This is a genomic window from Cronobacter condimenti 1330, assembly GCF_001277255.1.
GTDB lineage: Bacteria > Pseudomonadota > Gammaproteobacteria > Enterobacterales > Enterobacteriaceae > Cronobacter > Cronobacter condimenti.
In genome coordinates this window covers 3,925,568-3,946,502 of record NZ_CP012264.1, presented here as the reverse complement: position 1 = coordinate 3,946,502, position 20,935 = coordinate 3,925,568, and the positions used below count along the sequence as shown (strand labels likewise).

The 20,935-nt window shown below is 55.5% G+C and carries 11 protein-coding genes, 1 tRNA gene, 3 rRNA genes and 1 pseudogene; 13 read left to right on the top strand and 3 right to left on the bottom strand.

Annotated elements, in window-relative coordinates; all coding sequences use genetic code 11:
* Positions 1-2 precede the first annotated feature (2 nt).
* Together aroE and AFK62_RS18050 are read left to right on the top strand one after the other, a co-directional pair.
* Positions 3-821, top strand: a complete 819-nt coding sequence (gene aroE / locus AFK62_RS18055; protein WP_007670094.1) for a shikimate dehydrogenase — start codon at positions 3-5, stop codon at positions 819-821.
* Positions 818-1,075: a DUF1488 family protein gene (locus tag AFK62_RS18050; RefSeq protein WP_007670097.1), complete on the top strand. Its 258-nt coding sequence runs from the start codon at positions 818-820 to the stop codon at positions 1,073-1,075. The genes aroE and AFK62_RS18050 overlap by 4 nt, the downstream gene beginning before the upstream one ends.
* Here the strand turns inward: AFK62_RS18050 and AFK62_RS18045 are convergent.
* Complete coding sequence (locus AFK62_RS18045) at positions 1,051-1,605, bottom strand: gamma carbonic anhydrase family protein (RefSeq protein ID WP_032984263.1); 555 nt, start codon at positions 1,603-1,605, stop codon at positions 1,051-1,053. The genes AFK62_RS18050 and AFK62_RS18045 overlap by 25 nt on opposite strands.
* A 474-nt stretch (positions 1,606-2,079) precedes the next feature.
* On the opposite strand from AFK62_RS18045, the gene AFK62_RS18040 reads away from it, so the two are divergent.
* The 8 genes from AFK62_RS18040 (at position 2,080) to aceK (ending at position 13,414) form a co-directional block, all read left to right on the top strand.
* A 16S ribosomal RNA gene (locus AFK62_RS18040) occupies positions 2,080-3,619 on the top strand.
* A gap of 80 nt (positions 3,620-3,699) precedes the next feature.
* Positions 3,700-3,775 (top strand) — tRNA-Glu (locus tag AFK62_RS18035).
* 201 nt (positions 3,776-3,976) lie between these two features.
* Positions 3,977-6,881, top strand: a 23S ribosomal RNA gene (locus tag AFK62_RS18030).
* 90 nt (positions 6,882-6,971) lie between these two features.
* Positions 6,972-7,087: ribosomal RNA gene (gene rrf / locus AFK62_RS18025) — 5S ribosomal RNA — on the top strand.
* Together the 16S, 23S and 5S rRNA genes with 1 tRNA gene alongside form the textbook arrangement of a ribosomal RNA operon.
* 293 nt (positions 7,088-7,380) lie before the next feature.
* Positions 7,381-8,310: a homoserine O-acetyltransferase MetA gene (metA, locus tag AFK62_RS18020; RefSeq protein WP_007665265.1), complete on the top strand. Its 930-nt coding sequence runs from the start codon at positions 7,381-7,383 to the stop codon at positions 8,308-8,310.
* A gap of 272 nt (positions 8,311-8,582) precedes the next feature.
* Positions 8,583-10,181, top strand: coding sequence for a malate synthase A (aceB, locus tag AFK62_RS18015; RefSeq protein ID WP_007665264.1), 1,599 nt, complete (start codon positions 8,583-8,585; stop codon positions 10,179-10,181).
* Positions 10,182-10,212: 31 nt separating this feature from the next.
* Positions 10,213-11,520, top strand: coding sequence for an isocitrate lyase (gene aceA, locus AFK62_RS18010; protein ID WP_007665263.1), 1,308 nt, complete (start codon positions 10,213-10,215; stop codon positions 11,518-11,520).
* Between the two features lie 124 nt (positions 11,521-11,644).
* Complete coding sequence (aceK, locus tag AFK62_RS18005) at positions 11,645-13,414, top strand: bifunctional isocitrate dehydrogenase kinase/phosphatase (protein ID WP_007665260.1); 1,770 nt, start codon at positions 11,645-11,647, stop codon at positions 13,412-13,414.
* A 109-nt stretch (positions 13,415-13,523) separates the two neighbouring features.
* Here the strand turns inward: aceK and iclR are convergent, their stop codons facing one another.
* On the bottom strand, positions 13,524-14,360 hold the full coding sequence (gene iclR / locus AFK62_RS18000) for a glyoxylate bypass operon transcriptional repressor IclR (RefSeq protein WP_007665256.1): 837 nt from the start codon (positions 14,358-14,360) through the stop codon (positions 13,524-13,526).
* Positions 14,361-14,557: 197 nt separating this feature from the next.
* Between iclR and metH the strand changes: the two genes are divergently transcribed.
* From metH to AFK62_RS17985, 3 genes and pseudogenes are all read left to right on the top strand, one after another.
* Entirely contained in the window at positions 14,558-18,241 is a 3,684-nt protein-coding gene (gene metH, locus AFK62_RS17995; protein ID WP_007665251.1) for a methionine synthase, read from the top strand.
* A gap of 356 nt (positions 18,242-18,597) precedes the next feature.
* Positions 18,598-20,229, top strand: a complete 1,632-nt coding sequence (locus AFK62_RS17990) for a Na/Pi cotransporter family protein (RefSeq protein WP_007665249.1) — start codon at positions 18,598-18,600, stop codon at positions 20,227-20,229.
* Positions 20,230-20,251: 22 nt separating this feature from the next.
* Positions 20,252-20,575: pseudogene (locus AFK62_RS17985) on the top strand (helix-turn-helix domain-containing protein).
* 33 nt (positions 20,576-20,608) lie between these two features.
* Here the strand turns inward: AFK62_RS17985 and AFK62_RS17980 are convergent.
* On the bottom strand, positions 20,609-20,881 hold the full coding sequence (locus AFK62_RS17980; RefSeq protein WP_053532070.1) for a DUF3811 domain-containing protein: 273 nt from the start codon (positions 20,879-20,881) through the stop codon (positions 20,609-20,611).
* Between the last annotated feature and the right edge of the window lie 54 nt (positions 20,882-20,935).

Genomic DNA, 20,935 nt, shown 5'->3' with positions numbered 1-20,935 from the left:
GAATGGAAACCTATGCCGTTTTTGGTAATCCAGTTTCGCACAGCAAATCGCCTTTCATTCATCAACAGTTTGCTGCGCAACTACGCATTTCATATCCGTATGGACGCGTGCTGGCGCCGCTCGATAATTTCGTTACGACACTGGAAAACTTCTTTGACGCTGGCGGGAAGGGAGCCAATGTCACGGTGCCATTTAAAGAGCAGGCCTTTGCACGCGCGGATGCGCTGACAGAAAGAGCGGCGCTTGCGGGTGCCGTCAACACGATAAAGCGGCTGGAGGATGGTCGTTTACTTGGTGACAACACGGATGGGATCGGGTTGTTAAGCGATCTTGAACGGCTCGCGATGATCAAACCGCGCGACCGGATCCTCTTAATAGGCGCAGGCGGTGCGGCCAGAGGCGTATTGTTACCGCTTCTCTCGCTGGATTGCGCAGTCACTATCACCAACCGCACGTTTGCCCGGGCGCAGGAGTTGGCGGCGCTGTTCAGCCACACGGGCAGCGTCAATGCCGTCGCGCTGCAGGATCTGGTTGGGCATCACTTCGATCTCATCATTAATGCGACGTCTGGTGGGATCAATGGTGAGATCCCGGCGCTGCCAGTTTCGCTAATTAACGCGGAAACCGGGTGCTATGACATGTTTTATCAGAAAGAGCTAACGCCGTTTCTTTCATGGTGTCATACACAGGGTGCAACACAACTGGCGGATGGGTTAGGAATGCTGGTGGCACAAGCTGCACACGCCGTGCTGCTCTGGCATGACGTACTACCAGAAGTCGCCCCAGTCATTGAGACGCTCAAGCGGGAGCTAGGGCAATGAATCAGGCGATTCAGTTTCCGGACAGAGAGCACTGGGACGAGACGCAACAAGCCATCTGTTTTCCGGCATTGGTTAATGGACTGGTGTTAACTTGCGCGATCCCCCGTACAGTGCTGGTGGCCCGCTTTTCAGGGGACACCCCTGAGCAATGGCTACATGCGTTCCGTAAGAACCGATGGGATGTAGAAGAAGATGCTGAGCAACTGATCGCTGCTCAGCAAGAGGACACTCAGGGCTGGATCTGGCTCTCCTGAGTTAGATACTCATCTTTCCATTTAACATAGTTGTTTGCTGAATAGCGCAGCCCTTCCAGCTCAGTATCTTTCAGCGGTCGAATCTGCTTTACCGGGCTACCGAGATAAAGGTAGCCACTTTCAAGGCGTTTATTCTGCGGTACCAGACTCCCGGCACCTATCATCACATCATCTTCTATAGTGGCACCGTCGAGTACTATGGAGCCCATGCCAACCAGTACTCGGTTACCAATCGTGCAACCATGCAGCATGACCTTATGGCCAACGGTAACGTCTTCACCAATGACTAACGGATTACCATCGGGGTTATAGGACGATTTATGAGTGACATGCAGTACGCTGCCATCCTGAATATTGGTTCGAGCGCCAATAGAAACTGAGTTAACGTCACCCCGGATAACGACGAGGGGCCAAATTCCCACATCGTCCGCCATTCTTACATCGCCAACCACGACGCTTGAGCTATCAACCATGACTCGCTGACCTATGTGGGGAAAGGTATTTTTATAAGGTCTGAATACAGAAGACATAAATAGCCTCGGTTTCTTATTAATCGTATGAAGACTTTGGTTGGATTTAGGACGTAGTGCAAGCGCAAATGCGTGCATTCATTGAGCAGATCGTATGGGATCACAGCAATAAGAATGAAAAAACAGCAGTTGAAAGAAAAGATCGAAAAAAGGGTTGTGCTGAAAACTAAGATCCCTATAATGCGCCTCCATCGAGACGGAACGTGAAGCACTTCACGAAATAGCCGAAGCGATGAGAGAAAAACCTGAAATTAATGGTTGACTCTGAAAGAGGAAAGCGTAATATACGCCACCTCGCGACAGCAGGCTGTAAGCCGCGTCGCGCCGCTCTTTAACAATTTATCAGACAATCTGTGTGGGCACTCGGGGCACTGATATCTTAACGTCTTCGGACGATAAATGAATATCAAGTCTCAAGTGAACAACAGTTAATTCATTACGAACTAACAGTTTAATTCTTTGAGCATCAAACTTTAATTGAAGAGTTTGATCATGGCTCAGATTGAACGCTGGCGGCAGGCCTAACACATGCAAGTCGAGCGGTAGCACAGAGAGCTTGCTCTCGGGTGACGAGCGGCGGACGGGTGAGTAATGTCTGGGAAACTGCCTGATGGAGGGGGATAACTACTGGAAACGGTAGCTAATACCGCATAACGTCGCAAGACCAAAGTGGGGGACCTTCGGGCCTCATGCCATCAGATGTGCCCAGATGGGATTAGCTAGTAGGTGGGGTAAAGGCTCACCTAGGCGACGATCCCTAGCTGGTCTGAGAGGATGACCAGCCACACTGGAACTGAGACACGGTCCAGACTCCTACGGGAGGCAGCAGTGGGGAATATTGCACAATGGGCGCAAGCCTGATGCAGCCATGCCGCGTGTATGAAGAAGGCCTTCGGGTTGTAAAGTACTTTCAGCGAGGAGGAAGGGAGTGAGTTTAATACGCTCATTCATTGACGTTACTCGCAGAAGAAGCACCGGCTAACTCCGTGCCAGCAGCCGCGGTAATACGGAGGGTGCAAGCGTTAATCGGAATTACTGGGCGTAAAGCGCACGCAGGCGGTTTGTTAAGTCAGATGTGAAATCCCCGGGCTCAACCTGGGAACTGCATTTGAAACTGGCAAGCTTGAGTCTCGTAGAGGGGGGTAGAATTCCAGGTGTAGCGGTGAAATGCGTAGAGATCTGGAGGAATACCGGTGGCGAAGGCGGCCCCCTGGACGAAGACTGACGCTCAGGTGCGAAAGCGTGGGGAGCAAACAGGATTAGATACCCTGGTAGTCCACGCCGTAAACGATGTCGACTTGGAGGTTGTGCCCTTGAGGCGTGGCTTCCGGAGCTAACGCGTTAAGTCGACCGCCTGGGGAGTACGGCCGCAAGGTTAAAACTCAAATGAATTGACGGGGGCCCGCACAAGCGGTGGAGCATGTGGTTTAATTCGATGCAACGCGAAGAACCTTACCTGGTCTTGACATCCAGAGAATCCTGCAGAGATGCGGGAGTGCCTTCGGGAACTCTGAGACAGGTGCTGCATGGCTGTCGTCAGCTCGTGTTGTGAAATGTTGGGTTAAGTCCCGCAACGAGCGCAACCCTTATCCTTTGTTGCCAGCGGTTCGGCCGGGAACTCAAAGGAGACTGCCGGTGATAAACCGGAGGAAGGTGGGGATGACGTCAAGTCATCATGGCCCTTACGACCAGGGCTACACACGTGCTACAATGGCGCATACAAAGAGAAGCGACCTCGCGAGAGCAAGCGGACCTCATAAAGTGCGTCGTAGTCCGGATTGGAGTCTGCAACTCGACTCCATGAAGTCGGAATCGCTAGTAATCGTGGATCAGAATGCCACGGTGAATACGTTCCCGGGCCTTGTACACACCGCCCGTCACACCATGGGAGTGGGTTGCAAAAGAAGTAGGTAGCTTAACCTTCGGGAGGGCGCTTACCACTTTGTGATTCATGACTGGGGTGAAGTCGTAACAAGGTAACCGTAGGGGAACCTGCGGTTGGATCACCTCCTTACCTGTAAAGATACAACCTCGTAGTGCTCACACAGATTGTCTGATAGAAAGTAAAGAAGCAGGGTTGTCTGCGAAAGCGAAGTCCCTTTCGTCTAGAGGCCCAGGACACCGCCCTTTCACGGCGGTAACAGGGGTTCGAATCCCCTAAGGGACGCCACCTGCTGGTAATGAGTGAAAGGCGTTACCGATTAATATCTCAAAACTGACCTGCGGGTCATGTTTGAGATATTTGCTCTTTAACAATCCGGAACAAGCTGAAAATTGAAACAGACATGCTGTTGCATTCTTCCGTAATCAGGAATGCGCGGTGTGTCAGAGTCTCTCAAACTCGCAGCACGAAGACTTCTTCGGGTTGTGAGGTTAAGCGAACAAGCGTACACGGTGGATGCCCTGGCAGTCAGAGGCGATGAAGGACGTGCTAATCTGCGAAAAGCGCCGGTAAGGTGATATGAACCGTTATAGCCGGCGATGTCCGAATGGGGAAACCCAGTGCAATTCGTTGCACTATCTCAGCATGAATACATAGTGCTGTGAAGCGAACCGGGGGAACTGAAACATCTAAGTACCCCGAGGAAAAGAAATCAACCGAGATTCCCCCAGTAGCGGCGAGCGAACGGGGAACAGCCCAGAGCCTGAATCAGCTTGTGTGTCAGTGGAACGGTCTGGAAAGGCCGGCGATACAGGGTGACAGCCCCGTACACGAAGGCACACAGGTTGTGAGCTCGATGAGTAGGGCGGGACACGTGATATCCTGTCTGAAGATGGGGGGACCATCCTCCAAGGCTAAATACTCCTGACTGACCGATAGTGAACCAGTACCGTGAGGGAAAGGCGAAAAGAACCCCGGCGAGGGGAGTGAAACAGAACCTGAAACCGTGTACGTACAAGCAGTGGGAGCCTTCGTAAGAGGGTGACTGCGTACCTTTTGTATAATGGGTCAGCGACTTATATTCTGTAGCAAGGTTAACCGTATAGGGGAGCCGAAGGGAAACCGAGTCTTAATTGGGCGTTAAGTTGCAGGGTATAGACCCGAAACCCGGTGATCTAGCCATGGGCAGGTTGAAGGTTGGGTAACACTAACTGGAGGACCGAACCGACTAATGTTGAAAAATTAGCGGATGACCTGTGGCTGGGGGTGAAAGGCCAATCAAACCGGGAGATAGCTGGTTCTCCCCGAAAGCTATTTAGGTAGCGCCTCGTGAACTCATCTTCGGGGGTAGAGCACTGTTTCGGCTAGGGGGCCATCCCGGCTTACCAACCCGATGCAAACTGCGAATACCGAAGAATGTTATCACGGGAGACACACGGCGGGTGCTAACGTCCGTCGTGAAGAGGGAAACAACCCAGACCGCCAGCTAAGGTCCCAAAGTCATGGTTAAGTGGGAAACGATGTGGGAAGGCCCAGACAGCCAGGATGTTGGCTTAGAAGCAGCCATCATTTAAAGAAAGCGTAATAGCTCACTGGTCGAGTCGGCCTGCGCGGAAGATGTAACGGGGCTAAACCATGCACCGAAGCTGCGGCAGCGACACTTATGTGTTGTTGGGTAGGGGAGCGTTCTGTAAGCCTGTGAAGGTGTGCTGTGAGGCATGCTGGAGGTATCAGAAGTGCGAATGCTGACATAAGTAACGATAAAGCGGGTGAAAAGCCCGCTCGCCGGAAGACCAAGGGTTCCTGTCCAACGTTAATCGGGGCAGGGTGAGTCGACCCCTAAGGCGAGGCCGAAAGGCGTAGTCGATGGGAAACAGGTTAATATTCCTGTACTTGGTGTTACTGCGAAGGGGGGACGGAGAAGGCTATGTTAGCCGGGCGACGGTTGTCCCGGTTTAAGCGTGTAGGTGTGTGTTCCAGGTAAATCCGGTTCACTTTAACACTGAGGCGTGATGACGAGGCACTACGGTGCTGAAGTAACAAATGCCCTGCTTCCAGGAAAAGCCTCTAAGCATCAGGTAACACGAAATCGTACCCCAAACCGACACAGGTGGTCAGGTAGAGAATACCAAGGCGCTTGAGAGAACTCGGGTGAAGGAACTAGGCAAAATGGTGCCGTAACTTCGGGAGAAGGCACGCTGACATGTAGGTGAAGCCCCTGCGGGTGGAGCTGAAGTCAGTCGAAGATACCAGCTGGCTGCAACTGTTTATTAAAAACACAGCACTGTGCAAACACGAAAGTGGACGTATACGGTGTGACGCCTGCCCGGTGCCGGAAGGTTAATTGATGGGGTTATCGCAAGAGAAGCTCCTGATCGAAGCCCCGGTAAACGGCGGCCGTAACTATAACGGTCCTAAGGTAGCGAAATTCCTTGTCGGGTAAGTTCCGACCTGCACGAATGGCGTAATGATGGCCAGGCTGTCTCCACCCGAGACTCAGTGAAATTGAACTCGCTGTGAAGATGCAGTGTACCCGCGGCAAGACGGAAAGACCCCGTGAACCTTTACTACAGCTTGACACTGAACATTGAGCCTTGATGTGTAGGATAGGTGGGAGGCTTTGAAGCGTGGACGCCAGTCTGCGTGGAGCCAACCTTGAAATACCACCCTTTAATGTTTGATGTTCTAACCTGGCGCCGTGATCCGGCGTGGGGACAGTGTCTGGTGGGTAGTTTGACTGGGGCGGTCTCCTCCCAAAGTGTAACGGAGGAGCACGAAGGTCAGCTAATCCTGGTCGGACATCAGGAGGTTAGTGCAATGGCATAAGCTGGCTTGACTGCGAGAGTGACGGCTCGAGCAGGTGCGAAAGCAGGTCATAGTGATCCGGTGGTTCTGTATGGAAGGGCCATCGCTCAACGGATAAAAGGTACTCCGGGGATAACAGGCTGATACCGCCCAAGAGTTCATATCGACGGCGGTGTTTGGCACCTCGATGTCGGCTCATCACATCCTGGGGCTGAAGTAGGTCCCAAGGGTATGGCTGTTCGCCATTTAAAGTGGTACGCGAGCTGGGTTTAGAACGTCGTGAGACAGTTCGGTCCCTATCTGCCGTGGGCGCTGGAGAATTGAGGGGGGCTGCTCCCAGTACGAGAGGACCGGAGTGGACGCATCACTGGTGTTCGGGTTGTCATGCCAATGGCACTGCCCGGTAGCTAAATGCGGAAGAGATAAGTGCTGAAAGCATCTAAGCACGAAACTTGCCCCGAGATGAGTTCTCCCTGAGACTATAAGTCTCCTGAAGGAACGTTGAAGACGACGACGTTGATAGGCCGGGTGTGTAAGCGCAGCGATGCGTTGAGCTAACCGGTACTAATGAACCGTGAGGCTTAACCTTACAACGCCAAAGAAGTCTGGCGTGTTGAGAGACAATTCAGCTTGTGACGGATAAATCCTGTGGCCGGAAGGCGGCGGGAAACAGAATTTGCCTGGCGGCTGTAGCGCGGTGGTCCCACCTGACCCCATGCCGAACTCAGAAGTGAAACGCCGTAGCGCCGATGGTAGTGTGGGGTCTCCCCATGCGAGAGTAGGGAACTGCCAGGCATCAAATAAAGAACCCCTCAGCACTGCTGAGGGGTTTTTGCTTTTTGGGTACGGGCCTGCGGGGCGTCATTACCTTCCGGCTCCTGTCATTACAGCCGCTTCACACGGTTTCCGCTGCTGTTGCTCAGCCAGTATTCCCGCACCTTGTGATCATTCCCATCGCCATTGCCCATGACCTTTCCCCGTGAAACATTTTCACCTTTCATCCTTACGCTCGACATTAATGCTATTCCTGGTTATTGTTGGCTGTCTGGATGTCTAAACGTATAAACGTGTGTTGTGAGGAAAAGGTTATGCCGATTCGGGTGCCTGATGAGTTACCAGCCGTAAGTTTTCTGCGTCAGGAAAATGTCTTTGTGATGACTACATCACGCGCCAGCGTGCAGGAGATCCGCCCCCTGAAGGTGCTGATCCTGAACCTGATGCCAAAGAAAATCGAAACGGAAAATCAGTTCCTGCGTTTGCTTTCCAACTCGCCGCTGCAGGTAGATATTCGTCTGCTGCGCATCGACAGCCGCGAGTCACGCAACACGCCTGCCGAGCATCTCAACAACTTCTACTGTAATTTTGACGACATTAGCGATGAAAATTATGATGGCCTGATTGTCACCGGTGCCCCGCTGGGCCTGGTCGAGTTCAATGATGTGGCGTACTGGCCACAGATTCAGCAGGTTCTTGAGTGGGCGAAAGAGCACGTCACCTCCACACTTTTCGTCTGTTGGGCAGTGCAAGCGGCGCTAAACATTCTCTACGGTATTCCAAAACAGACGCGTCAGGAGAAAATCTCCGGCGTATACGAGCATCACATCACGCAGCCACACGCCCTGCTGACTAAAGGTTTTGACGATTCCTTTCTCGCGCCGCATTCGCGCTATGCGGATTTCCCGGCCGCGCTTATCCGCGACTACACCGATCTCGATATCCTTGCTGAATCGGAAGAGGGCGATGCTTATCTGTTTGCCAGCAAGGATAAGCGCATCGCCTTTGTTACAGGCCATCCGGAATATGACGCCTTAACGCTTGCTGGCGAATATTTTCGTGACGTTGAAGCGGGCCTGTCACCGCGTGTGCCCTATAACTATTTCCCTGGCGACGACCCGACTAAAACGCCACGGGCCACCTGGCGCAGCCATGGCAATCTCCTTTTTACGAACTGGCTCAACTATTACGTCTATCAAATCACGCCATACGATCTGCGTCATATGAACCCGACGCTCGAATAAAATCTCGCAGATCCGCTCCTTAAGCGTTTCAGCACTCCTCATCAGGCACCTTCGGGTGCCTTTTTTGTTTTTGAAATAAGCCTCATTCATATGGATCACTTTATTTTATTTATATTCAATTGGTTATGGTGAATTAAATTCAAAAATGGAAATTGTTTTTGATTTTGGAAATAGATTGAGTAGTCTTAATGATGCTGTACGAAATCTGAACGTAACAGATCGCGTGCGCCTGCTATGGGAATTTTTTGGATCAAAAACCGAGGAGCGCTGCTATGAATCAACAGGCAATTACCACAGAACTGGCTTTCAGCCAGCCTTTTGGCGAGCAGGAACGACAGATCCTGACGCCGGAAGCCGTCGACTTTCTTACTGAACTCGTGGCGCGCTTTACGCCGCAACGCAACGCGCTACTGGCCGCGCGTCAGCAGGTGCAAAAAGATATCGACGACGGCATGCTGCCCGATTTTATTTCGGAAACGGCTTCCATAAGAGATGGCGACTGGAAAATTCGTGGTATTCCTGAGGATCTGCTCGACAGACGTGTCGAGATCACCGGCCCGGTCGAGCGCAAAATGGTGATCAACGCGCTGAATGCGAATGTAAAAGTATTCATGGCAGACTTTGAAGATTCTCTGGCGCCGGCCTGGAATAAAGTGATCGAAGGACAGATCAATTTGCGCGATGCCATCAAAGGCACCATTACCTGGACGAATGAGGCGGGTAAAATCTACCAACTCAAGCCCGATCCAGCTGTTCTGGTTTGCCGCGTTCGCGGTCTGCACCTGCCGGAAAAACACGTTACCTGGCGCGGCGAGCCTGTTCCCGGCAGCCTCTTTGATTTCGCTCTCTATTTCTTCCACAACCATGAAAACCTGTTGGCGAAAGGCAGCGGTCCCTACTTTTATCTGCCTAAAACCCAGTCGTGGCGCGAGGCTACCTGGTGGAGCGAGGTTTTCAGTTATGCCGAAGATCGCTTCAACCTCCCCCGCGGCACTATCAAAGCCACATTGCTTATCGAGACGCTGCCTGCGGTTTTTCAGATGGACGAAATTCTCCATGCGCTGCGCGATCATATCGTCGGGCTCAACTGCGGCCGCTGGGATTACATCTTTAGCTACATCAAAACCCTGAAAAACCATCCCGATCGCGTGCTTCCGGACAGACAGTCGGTCACGATGGATAAACCGTTCCTCAGTGCCTACTCACGGCTGCTCATCAAAACCTGCCACCGCCGCGGCGCGTTCGCGATGGGCGGCATGGCCGCATTTATCCCCAGCAAAGAGAGCGAGCGCAATAACTGGGTGCTCAACAAAGTGAAGGCGGATAAAGAACTCGAAGCCGCGAACGGGCATGACGGCACCTGGATTGCTCATCCGGGCCTGGGCGATACGGTCATGGACGTGTTCAACCGCGCGCTGGGCGAGCGTAAAAATCAGCTACATATGTTGCGGGAAGAGGATGCGCCCATTACCGCCGCGCAGCTGCTGGAGCCGTGCCCCGGTGAGCGTACTGAGGAAGGTATGCGCGCCAATATACGTGTGGCAGTGCAATACATTGAAGCCTGGATTTCCGGCAATGGCTGCGTACCTATTTATGGCCTGATGGAAGACGCCGCGACGGCGGAAATTTCCCGTACCTCCATCTGGCAGTGGATCCATCATCAGAAAACCCTCAGCAACGGCAAACAGGTCACTAAAGATCTGTTCCGCCAGATGCTGGCCGAAGAAATGCGCGTAATTCAGGAAGAGCTTGGCGAGCAACGTTACAGCCATGGCCGTTTTGACGAGGCCGCTCGCCTGATGGAGCAAATCACCACGTCCGATGAATTGATCGACTTCCTGACGCTGCCCGGCTACCGCCTGCTGGCCTGATCCTACACCATAACAAAACGGAGCATCTGCCATGACAACAACACGTACCCAACAAATTCAGCAGTTAGAGCAGGAATGGACACACCCGCGCTGGGAAGGCATTCGCCGTCCGTACAGTGCGCAGGACGTGGTGAAATTACGCGGTTCGGTCAACCCGGAGTGTACGCTGGCGCAGCTCGGTGCCGCCCGGATGTGGCGGCTCCTGCACGGTGAATCCAAAAAAGGCTACGTCAACAGCCTCGGCGCGCTGACGGGCGGGCAGGCTTTGCAGCAGGCGAAGGCTGGCATTGAAGCAGTCTATCTTTCCGGCTGGCAGGTCGCGGCTGATGCAAACCTTGCCGCCAGCATGTACCCGGATCAGTCGCTCTATCCGGCAAACTCGGTACCGGCAGTGGTGGAGCGGATCAACAATACGTTTCGTCGCGCCGATCAGATCCAGTGGGCGGCGGGTATTGAACCTGGCGATCCGCGCTATGTCGATTATTTCCTGCCGATCGTTGCCGATGCCGAAGCAGGCTTTGGCGGTGTGTTAAATGCCTTTGAACTGATGAAATCGATGATCGAAGCGGGCGCGGCGGCGGTGCATTTTGAAGATCAGCTCGCCTCGGTGAAAAAGTGCGGTCATATGGGCGGCAAAGTGCTGGTTCCCACCCAGGAAGCGATCCAAAAACTGGTGGCGGCGCGGCTCGCAGCGGATGTTATGGGCGTCCCGACGCTTCTGATTGCGCGCACTGATGCTGACGCGGCGGATCTCATCACCTCCGACTGCGACCCGTACGACAGCGAATTTATCACCGGTGAGCGCACCAGCGAAGGTTTCTTCCGCACTCGTGCAGGTGTCGAACAGGCCATTAGCCGCGGGCTCGCCTATGCGCCTTATGCAGATCTGGTCTGGTGTGAAACTTCCACGCCGGATCTCGACCAGGCAAGACGCTTCGCTGAGGCCATCCATGCGCGTTTCCCCGGCAAACTGCTGGCGTATAACTGTTCGCCGTCCTTCAACTGGAAGAAAAAGCTGGATGACAGCACCATCGCCTCATTCCAGGAATCGTTGTCAGCGATGGGCTACAAATACCAGTTCATCACGCTCGCCGGTATTCACAGCATGTGGTTCAACATGTTCGACCTGGCCCACGCTTACGCGCAGGGCGAGGGGATGCGGCATTACGTTGAGAAAGTGCAGGAGCCGGAATTCGCTGCGGGTAAAGAGGGGTACACCTTTGTCTCCCACCAGCAGGAGGTGGGCACTGGCTACTTTGACAATGTAACGACCATTATTCAGGGCGGCGTGTCATCCGTGACGGCACTGACCGGCTCGACCGAAGAAGCGCAGTTCTGAGGGGGCCAACCCGCAACGCTGCCTTTTCCCTCTCCCCGCCGGGGAGAGGGCCAGAATAAGGGGGCGACGCGCCGTCGTTCGTCACGATGATCACCGCTTTTTACTTTCGCACACGGAGCCGCCTATGCCGCCGCGTGGACTGGAACTACTCATCGCGCAAACCATCCTGCAAGGGTTTGACGCGCAATATGGCCGCTTTCTGGAAATCACCGCTGGCGCGCAGCATCGCTTTGAGCAGGCCGACTGGCACGCCGTTCAGCAGGCAATGAAAAGCCGCATCCACCTTTACGATCACCATGTCGGGTTAGTGGTAGAGCAATTGCGCTGCATTATGGAAGGCAAAGCCACGGATGCCGGTTTCCTGCTGCGCGTAAAGCGCCACTACACCGATCTGCTTCCTGATTATCCACGCTTCGAAATTGCCGAAAGTTTTTTTAACTCCGTGTATTGTCGTCTCTACGATCACCGTTCGCTGACGCCGGAGCGGCTGTTTATTTTCAGCTCTCAGCCGGAGCGACGCTTTCGAACCATTGCGCGCCCGCTGGCGAAGCGCTTTTTCCCGGAACACGGCTGGCAACCGCTGCTGACCACGTTGCTTGGCGATCTCCCGCTGCGTCTGCCGTGGCAGAATCTGGCGCGCGACGTTGGCTATATCATCGCGCATCTCACAGAAACGCTTGGCCCCGAGCGGCTCGCGCAGGCGCATCTTGAGGTGGCGAACGAGCTCTTTTATCGCAATAAAGCTGCCTGGCTTGTGGGCAAACTCCGACTGCCCGACGCCACGCTGCCATTTCTGTTACCGATCCACCGCAGCGATGAGGGCGAACTGTTTGTCGATACCTGTCTGACGGTCAGTGCCGAAGCCAGCATCGTTTTTGGTTTCGCCCGCTCCTATTTTATGGTTTACGCGCCGCTGCCCGCCGCCCTGGTGGAGTGGCTGCGTGAAATTCTGCCCGGTAAAACCACGGCGGAGCTCTATATGGCGATCGGCTGTCAGAAACATGCCAAAACTGAAAGCTACCGTGAATATTTACACTATCTGCGCCGTGCCGATGAGCAGTTTATCGAGGCGCCGGGCATTCGCGGGATGGTGATGCTGGTCTTCACGCTGCCGGGGTTTGACCGCGTATTCAAAGTCATCAAAGACCGTTTCGCCCCGCAAAAAGAGATGAACGAAGCGCACGTGCGCGCCTGCTATCAGCTGGTTAAAGAGCATGACCGCGTCGGACGCATGGCAGACACCCAGGAGTTCGAGAATTTCGTTATTGAAAAGCGGCATATCAACCCGGCGCTGATGGCGCTCCTGCAACAGGAAGTCGGCCAAAAGCTCACGGACCTGGGAGACGCGCTTTCTATCAGCCATCTGTACATTGAACGGCGAATGGTGCCGCTCAACCTGTGGCTTGAGCAGGCGACGGGCCAGCAGCTGCGCGATGCTATCGAAGAGTACGGCAATGCCATCCGCCAGCTCGCCGCCGCGAATATTTTCCCAGGCGACATGTTGTTTAAAAACTTCGGCGTTACGCGCCACGGACGGGTAGTTTTCTACGATTATGATGAGATCTGCTACATGACCGAGGTGAACTTCCGCGATATTCCGCCGCCGCGCTACCCGGAGGATGAACTTAGCGCCGAACCCTGGTACAGCGTTGCCCCCGGCGATGTCTTTCCGGAAGAGTTTCGCCACTGGCTCTGCGCCGACCCGAAAATCGGCCCGCTCTTTGAGGAGATGCACAGCGATCTGTTCAGCGCCAGCTACTGGCGTGCGCTACAGACGCGCATTCGTGAAGGGCATGTGGAGGATGTGTATGCCTACCGCCGCAGGCAGCGGTTTTGCGTGCGCTGGCAAGGCCAGATCGCCCACCCCGAGCGTGCCGTTTCCGTACCGGGGTGAACGAGGGCTAAAAGACGGGCCGGATGTGCGTGCAGCGGCTCCCGGCCTTTTCAGTTAACGCACATCTGGTAAGCCCGGTAAGGCGTAGCCACGACCCGGCAAACGCCTCTTAACGCGTCCCGCCATATGCCAGCGTCACTTCCTTCGCCGCCCGGATAACCAGCGCCCCCAGTTCAGTCACGCGATCGTCGGTGATACGTGAAATTGGGCCGGAAATCGAAATGGCGGCAAACGCCTCATGATGTTCATCGTAAATGCAGGCAGCTACGCAGCGCAGGCCAAGCGCGTGCTCTTCATCATCGAACGAATAACCACGTTTGCGCGTCTGGGCGAGATCGTCTTTCAGGTGTGCCGGCGCAACCAGCGTCGCGTGCGTATAGGCTTTCAGCCCCTGACGGTGCAACAGCGCGGAAACGTCGTCATCGCTCAACTGCGATAAAAACGCTTTGCCGGCGCCGGAGGCGTGCATTGGCAGCTTGCCGCCAATAGGCGCAGACATGCGCATCAGCTGTGTGCATTGTACCTGGTCGATAATAATCGCCTGATGGTCACTCTTATCCAGTACCGCGAGGTTCACGGTTTCGCCGGAGTCTTCCATCAGCTTACGCAGGATAGGGTGCACAATCGCCAGCAGGTTGCGGCTCTGTAAAAAACTGCTGCCGATAATAAATGCATGCGCGCCGATAGCCCAGTGGCCGAGATCGCCCACCTGACGCACAAAACCGAGCTGCTGCATCGTGGTTAACAAACGGTGCGTTGTGGAGTTCGGCAGTCCGGCCTGTTGCGCCAGTTCGGTCAGCGCCACGCTGCCTTGTGATTCGGCGATCCACTCCAGCAGCTTCAGGCCGCGCGTGAGCGACTGCACCTGGCCCGTCGCCTGCGGCGCGGCGGCGGCAGTGGCGTTACGGGGCTTTTTGCCACGTTTGGCGGGTACGGGAGCGACCATATCGGCCTCCTTTTCTGTATCGTGGAAATCATTTTCGTTTTATTTGGCGATAATGCAACCAGCAGGCAACTCATCGGAGGAGTCAATTATGAACATGTCTCAAGTTGCCGCCGCGTGCCTTTCCCGCCCGATCGCTTTGTGCCAGTATGGTTTGCTGGCTTTTCCGGCCAGGGTTGAGTCGAGTATCAGGAGCCTATGTGAGTAGCAAATTTGAACAGCTGCGCCAGCAATTAGCTGAACGCATTATGGTGCTGGACGGCGGTATGGGCACTATGATCCAGAGCTATCGTCTGGATGAACATGATTTCCGCGGCGAGCGTTTTACCGACTGGCCGTGCGATCTTAAAGGTAATAACGATCTGCTGGTGCTCACAAAGCCAGACATCATCGCGGCTATTCATTACGCCTACTTCGAAGCGGGCGCTGATATTATCGAGACCAACACCTTCAACTCGACCACCATCGCGATGGCGGATTACCAGATGGAATCGTTGTCGGCGGAGATCAACTACGAGGCCGCGAAACTGGCGCGCGCCTGTGCGGATGAATGGACGGCGCGCACGCCGGATAAGCCCCGCTATGTAGCAGGTGTGTTAGGGCCCACTAACCGTACAGCCTCCATTTCTCCTGATGTTAACGACCCGGCTTACCGAAATGTCACCTTTGATCAACTGGTGGATGCCTATCGCGAATCAACTCGCGCGCTCATTGAGGGCGGGTCAGATCTTATTCTCATTGAAACCGTGTTCGACACCCTCAACGCCAAGGCCGCGATTTTCGCCGTGAAGGCTGAATTTGAAGCGCTGGGCGTTGAGCTGCCTGTCATGATTTCCGGCACCATTACCGACGCTTCCGGGCGCACGCTTTCCGGGCAAACCACCGAGGCGTTTTATAACTCGCTGCGCCACGCCGACGCGCTAACCTTTGGCCTGAACTGCGCGCTCGGCCCCGATGAGCTGCGCCAGTACGTGGCGGAGCTGTCACGCATCGCGGAATGCTATGTCACCGCCCACCCTAACGCGGGTCTGCCAAACGCCTTTGGCGAATATGACTTGGACGCTGACGTCATGGCCGCGCAGATCCGCGAGTGGGCGGAGTCGGGCTTCTTAAATATCGTCGGCGGCTGCTGTGGTACCACGCCGGAACATATCGCTGCCATGAGCCGCGCGGTAGAAGGCCTGCCACCACGCCCGCTCCCGGATGTGCCGGTCGCCTGCCGTCTGGCGGGCCTTGAGCCGCTCAATATCGGCGATGAGTCGCTGTTTGTGAATGTCGGCGAGCGCACCAACGTCACCGGTTCTGCCAAATTCAAACGCCTCATCAAAGAAGAGAAATACAGCGAGGCGCTGGATGTCGCGCGTCAGCAGGTCGAAAGCGGCGCACAAATTATCGATATCAACATGGATGAAGGGATGCTCGACGCCGAAGCGGCGATGGTGCGTTTCCTCAACCTGATTGCCGGTGAGCCGGATATCGCCCGCGTGCCGATTATGATTGATTCCTCCAAATGGGAGGTGATCGAAAAAGGCCTGAAGTGTATCCAGGGCAAAGGCATCGTGAACTCCATTTCGATGAAAGAGGGCGTCGAGGCGTTCGTTCATCACGCGAAACTGGTACGCCGCTATGGGGCGGCGGTGGTCGTAATGGCCTTTGACGAAGTGGGCCAGGCCGACACGCGCGAGCGTAAAATCGAGATCTGCCGCCGCGCGTACAACATCCTCACCAAAGACGTCGGTTTCCCACCGGAAGACATTATCTTCGACCCAAACATCTTCGCCGTGGCGACGGGCATCGATGAGCATAACAACTACGCGCAGGACTTCATCGGCGCGTGTGAGGACATCAAACGGGAACTGCCGCACGCGCTTATCTCCGGCGGCGTCTCGAACGTGTCGTTCTCGTTTCGCGGCAACGACCCGGTGCGTGAGGCGATCCACGCGGTATTCCTTTATTACGCCATTCGCAACGGCATGGACATGGGGATCGTTAACGCCGGGCAACTGGCGATTTACGACGATCTCCCGGCGGAGCTGCGTGATGCAGTAGAGGATGTCATCCTCAACCGTCGCGACGATGGCACCGAACGCCTGCTGGCGCTGGCGGAGAAATACCGTGGCAGCAAAAGCGATGCGGCGGCTGATACCCAGCAGGCGGAGTGGCGCTCGTGGGACGTGAAAAAGCGCCTCGAATATTCGCTGGTGAAAGGCATCACCGAATTTATCGAACAGGACACAGAAGAAGCGCGCCAGCAGGCGGAACGTCCTATTCAGGTCATTGAAGGGCCGCTGATGGACGGCATGAACGTGGTCGGCGATCTCTTTGGCGAAGGCAAAATGTTCCTGCCGCAGGTCGTGAAATCGGCACGTGTGATGAAACAGGCGGTCGCGTACCTGGAGCCGTATATTCAGGCGAGTAAAGAGGTCGGGAAGAGTAACGGTAAAATCGTGCTCGCGACCGTAAAAGGCGACGTGCACGACATCGGCAAAAACATCGTCGGCGTGGTGCTGCAATGCAACAACTACGAGATTATCGATCTCGGCGTAATGGTGCCGACCGATAAAATCCTCAAAACCGCCCGCGAAGAGAACGCCGATATTATCGGGCTTTCCGGGCTTATCACGCCGTCGCTCGATGAGATGGTCAACGTGGCGAAAGAGATGGAGCGTCAGGGCTTTACGCTGCCATTGCTTATCGGCGGCGCGACCACGTCAAAAGCGCATACGGCGGTGAAAATTGAGCAGAACTACAGCGGGCCGACGGTTTATGTGCAGAACGCCTCGCGCACCGTTGGCGTGGTTTCATCGCTGTTGTCTGACACGCTGCGCGATGATTTCGTGGCGCGCACCCGTAAAGAGTACGACACCGTGCGCATCCAGCATGCGCGTAAAAAACCGCGTACGCCGCCAGTGACGCTCGCCGCCGCGCGCGAAAACGATCTGGCCTTCGACTGGGAGAGCTATACACCGCCTGTAGCGCACCGGCTGGGCGTGGAAGACGTCGTGGCGAGCATCGACACGCTGCGTAATTACATCGACTGGACGCCGTTCTTTATGACCTGGTCACTGGCCGGGAAATACCCTCGCATTCTGGAAGATGAAGTCGTGGGTGAAGAGGCGCAGCGCCTGTTTAAAGACGCCAACGAGATGCTCGATACCTTAAGCGCCAATAAATCTCTGACACCGCGCGGCGTGGTGGGGCTCTTCCCGGCGAACCGCGTTGGCGATGATATCGAAATCTACCGCGACGAGACGCGCACGCATGTGTTGTCAGTGAGTCATCACTTACGTCAACAGACCGAGAAAGTGGGCTTTGCCAACTACTGTCTGGCGGATTTCGTGGCGCCGAAGTACAGCGGTAAAGCCGATTACCTTGGCGCGTTCGCCGTGACCGGCGGGCTTGAGGAAGATACGCTGGCTGCGGCCTTTGACGCACAGCACGACGATTACAATAAAATCATGGTGAAAGCGGTCGCGGATCGTCTGGCGGAGGCCTTTGCCGAATATCTGCATGAGCGCGTGCGCAAAGTACTGTGGGGCTATGCGCCCTATGAAAATCTCAGCAATGAAGAGCTTATCCGCGAAAATTACCAGGGTATCCGCCCGGCGCCGGGTTACCCCGCGTGTCCGGAGCACACCGAAAAAGCGGCTATCTGGCAATTGCTTGATGTGGAAAACCGCATCGGCATGAAGCTCACCGAATCCTATGCCATGTGGCCTGGCGCGTCGGTATCCGGCTGGTATTTCAGCCACCCGGAGAGCAAATATTTCGCCGTGGCGCAAATCCAGCGTGACCAGGTGGAGGATTACGCGCAGCGCAAAGGCATGAGCGTAAGTGACGTAGAACGGTGGCTGGCGGCGAACCTCGGCTACGACGCCGAGTAGTTTCACCCTCCTGGCCTGGCTTACTCGCCATCTTACGCCTGGGCTGTACTCACTCGGGTGACGTACTACGTGTACGCTCCCCTCGCTGCGTGCAGTCCGTGCGCCACCTGGCTTCGCCGCCGACGGCCAGACGCTTGCCTCTGTACGCCGGTGGGTGCGCTGCGCTTACCCACCCTACACCGGATAAAATTCGCTGGATGGATTGGTAGGGCGGGTAAGGGCAGCGCACCCGCCATAAATCACCCTCCCGCCGACTTCCTCCCATTAACCTCTTATAATGATGACAGACGAGGGCGATAACACGTTGACGCGCCTCGTCTCACGACGCTATGGAACCCTCACTGTAAGGAGAAGCCGTGTTAACGCTGTTACACCTGCTTTCTGCCGTGGCGCTGTTGGTATGGGGCACCCACATTGTGCGTACCGGCGTCATGCGCGTCTTCGGCGCGCGCTTAAGAAGCGTGCTTAGCCGCAGCGTTGAGAAAAAACCGCTCGCCTTCTGCGCCGGTATCGGCGTGACGGCGCTGGTGCAAAGCAGTAACGCGACGACGCTGCTGGTCACCTCGTTCGTGGCGCAGGATCTGGTGGCGCTCACGCCTGCGCTGGTCATTGTGCTTGGCGCTGATGTCGGGACGGCGCTTATGGCGCGCGTGCTGACCTTCGACCTCTCGTGGCTCTCGCCGCTGCTGATTTTTATCGGCGTTATCTTTTTCCTTGGCCGTAAACAGAGCCGCGCCGGACAACTGGGTCGCGTCGCCATTGGGCTTGGGCTGATTCTCCAGGCGCTGGAACTCATAGTCCAGGCCGTCACGCCTATCACCAACGCCTCTGGCGTACAGGTCATTTTCGCTTCGCTTACGGGCGATCTTATGCTCGACGCGCTGATTGGCGCCGTGTTTGCGGTCATCAGCTATTCGAGTCTGGCTGCGGTGTTGCTCACCGCCACGCTCACCGCCACAGACGTTATCTCCTTTGAAGTGGCACTTTGTCTCGTTATCGGCGCGAACTTAGGCTCGGGCCTGCTGGCAATGCTTAATAACGGCACTGCCAGCCCGGCTGCGCGGCGGGTGGCGCTCGGTAGCCTGTTGTTTAAGCTGGTGGGCAGCCTGATGGTACTGCCTTTCGTGCATCTGCTGGCGCAAACGCTGCATACGCTACCCGTGGCGGCATCAGAGCTGGTCATCTATTTCCACGTGTTCTACAACCTTATCCGCTGCCTGGTCATGGTGCCCTTTGCTGGCCTGATGGCGCGGCTTTGCCAGCGCATCATCCCGGACTCGCCAGAAACCGATCTGCGCATGAAGCCCCGCCACCTGGATTCAAGCGCGCTTGATACGCCCGCGCTCGGGCTTGCCAACGCTGCGCGCGAAACGCTGCGCATCGGTGATGTGCTGGAGCAAATGCTGGAGGTATACGGCAAGGTGATGCATGGCGAACCACGGCAGGAGAAGGTGCTGCGGCGTCTTGCTGACGATGTTGATGTGCTCTACACCGCCATCAAACTCTACATGGCGCGAATGCCAAAAGAATACTTGGCGGAGGATGAGGCGAAACGCTGGGCGGAAATCATTGAAATGTCGCTTAACCTTGAACAGGCGGCGGATATCCTTGAGCGCATGGGCAGCGAGGTAGCGGATAAATCGCTGGCCGCGCGCCGCGCGTTTTCGCCAGAAGGCGTGCAAGAGCTGGATACGCTGCTCGCCCAGTTAACTGCCAACCTGAAGCTCAGCCTGTCGGTTTTTTTCGCAGGCGATGCGCCGAGCGCTCGCCGTTTGCGGCGCTATAAGCACCGTTTTCGCATTCTGAACCGCCGCTACGCCCATGCGCATGTGGACAGGCTACATCAGCAAAACGTGCAGAGTATCGAAACCAGTTCGCTACATCTGGGGCTGCTTGGCGACATGAAACGCCTTAACTCGCTCTTTTGCGCTGTGGCCTACAGCATTCTGGAACAGCCGGACGAGGATGAAGAGCGGCTGGAGGAGTAATCTCTGAAAACCAGGCCGAGAAATGGCAACTGAAACGGAACGCAGTAGCGGCAATGTTTATGAGGATCCTGGGCTTAGTGATGCTAAAGAGATACAGCTTAAAGCCCAGCAGGCAATGGCGATAAGCGATATCCGGCAAAGCTGCGGTTTAACGCAGCAGCAAGCGGCGCGTCTGCTTAGGATCACGCAGCCTAAATTATCGCTGCTTCTGCGTGGCCAGTTCCGCGGGATTAGCGAAACCAAAATGCTGACGTGCCTGATGTAATTGGGGCGTGATATCAATATCGTTACCGGAGAATCGCAGCAGGAACGCGCAAAGAGGCGGCTGGTCTGGCAGCCCGCCTGATGGCGTTGGGCTGCGTCAGATGACATCCCGCAATTAACGTCTGCCCCGCACCGGCGTACTGGCGGACCACGAAAATGTCGCCTCGCGGTCAGGCTTATAAGCCTTCGCTTTTTTCTGTTTGCGTACCTCTTTCGCGGCCAGCTCGCGCTGTGCCATGAGTTTGTCGATGTACTCTTTCTTTACGTGATTCGCTTCAGAATTGCTGAGCGGGCGGCCATGGGCGATGCGGGCGCGGTCGAGCAGGGTTTTTAACTCGCGCTGTTCGCTTTCGGTCATCTCTTTTTGGGTCAGTCGGGGCAGGGACATCGTGGCGACTCCTGGAGGTGTGAGCTGCCAGTGTAACGCAACGCCGCAGGCAAC

Excerpts from the sequence above, each read along its gene's own strand:
- aroE (WP_007670094.1), top strand. The coding sequence starts at position 3 with ATGGAAACCTATGCCGTTTTTGGTAATCCAGTTTCGCACAGCAAATCG.
- AFK62_RS18050 (WP_007670097.1), top strand. The coding sequence starts at position 818 with ATGAATCAGGCGATTCAGTTTCCGGACAGAGAGCACTGGGACGAGACG.
- AFK62_RS18045 (WP_032984263.1), bottom strand. The coding sequence starts at position 1,605 with ATGTCTTCTGTATTCAGACCTTATAAAAATACCTTTCCCCACATAGGT.
- metA (WP_007665265.1), top strand. The coding sequence starts at position 7,381 with ATGCCGATTCGGGTGCCTGATGAGTTACCAGCCGTAAGTTTTCTGCGT.
- aceB (WP_007665264.1), top strand. The coding sequence starts at position 8,583 with ATGAATCAACAGGCAATTACCACAGAACTGGCTTTCAGCCAGCCTTTT.
- aceA (WP_007665263.1), top strand. The coding sequence starts at position 10,213 with ATGACAACAACACGTACCCAACAAATTCAGCAGTTAGAGCAGGAATGG.
- aceK (WP_007665260.1), top strand. The coding sequence starts at position 11,645 with ATGCCGCCGCGTGGACTGGAACTACTCATCGCGCAAACCATCCTGCAA.
- iclR (WP_007665256.1), bottom strand. The coding sequence starts at position 14,360 with ATGGTCGCTCCCGTACCCGCCAAACGTGGCAAAAAGCCCCGTAACGCC.
- AFK62_RS17980 (WP_053532070.1), bottom strand. The coding sequence starts at position 20,881 with ATGTCCCTGCCCCGACTGACCCAAAAAGAGATGACCGAAAGCGAACAG.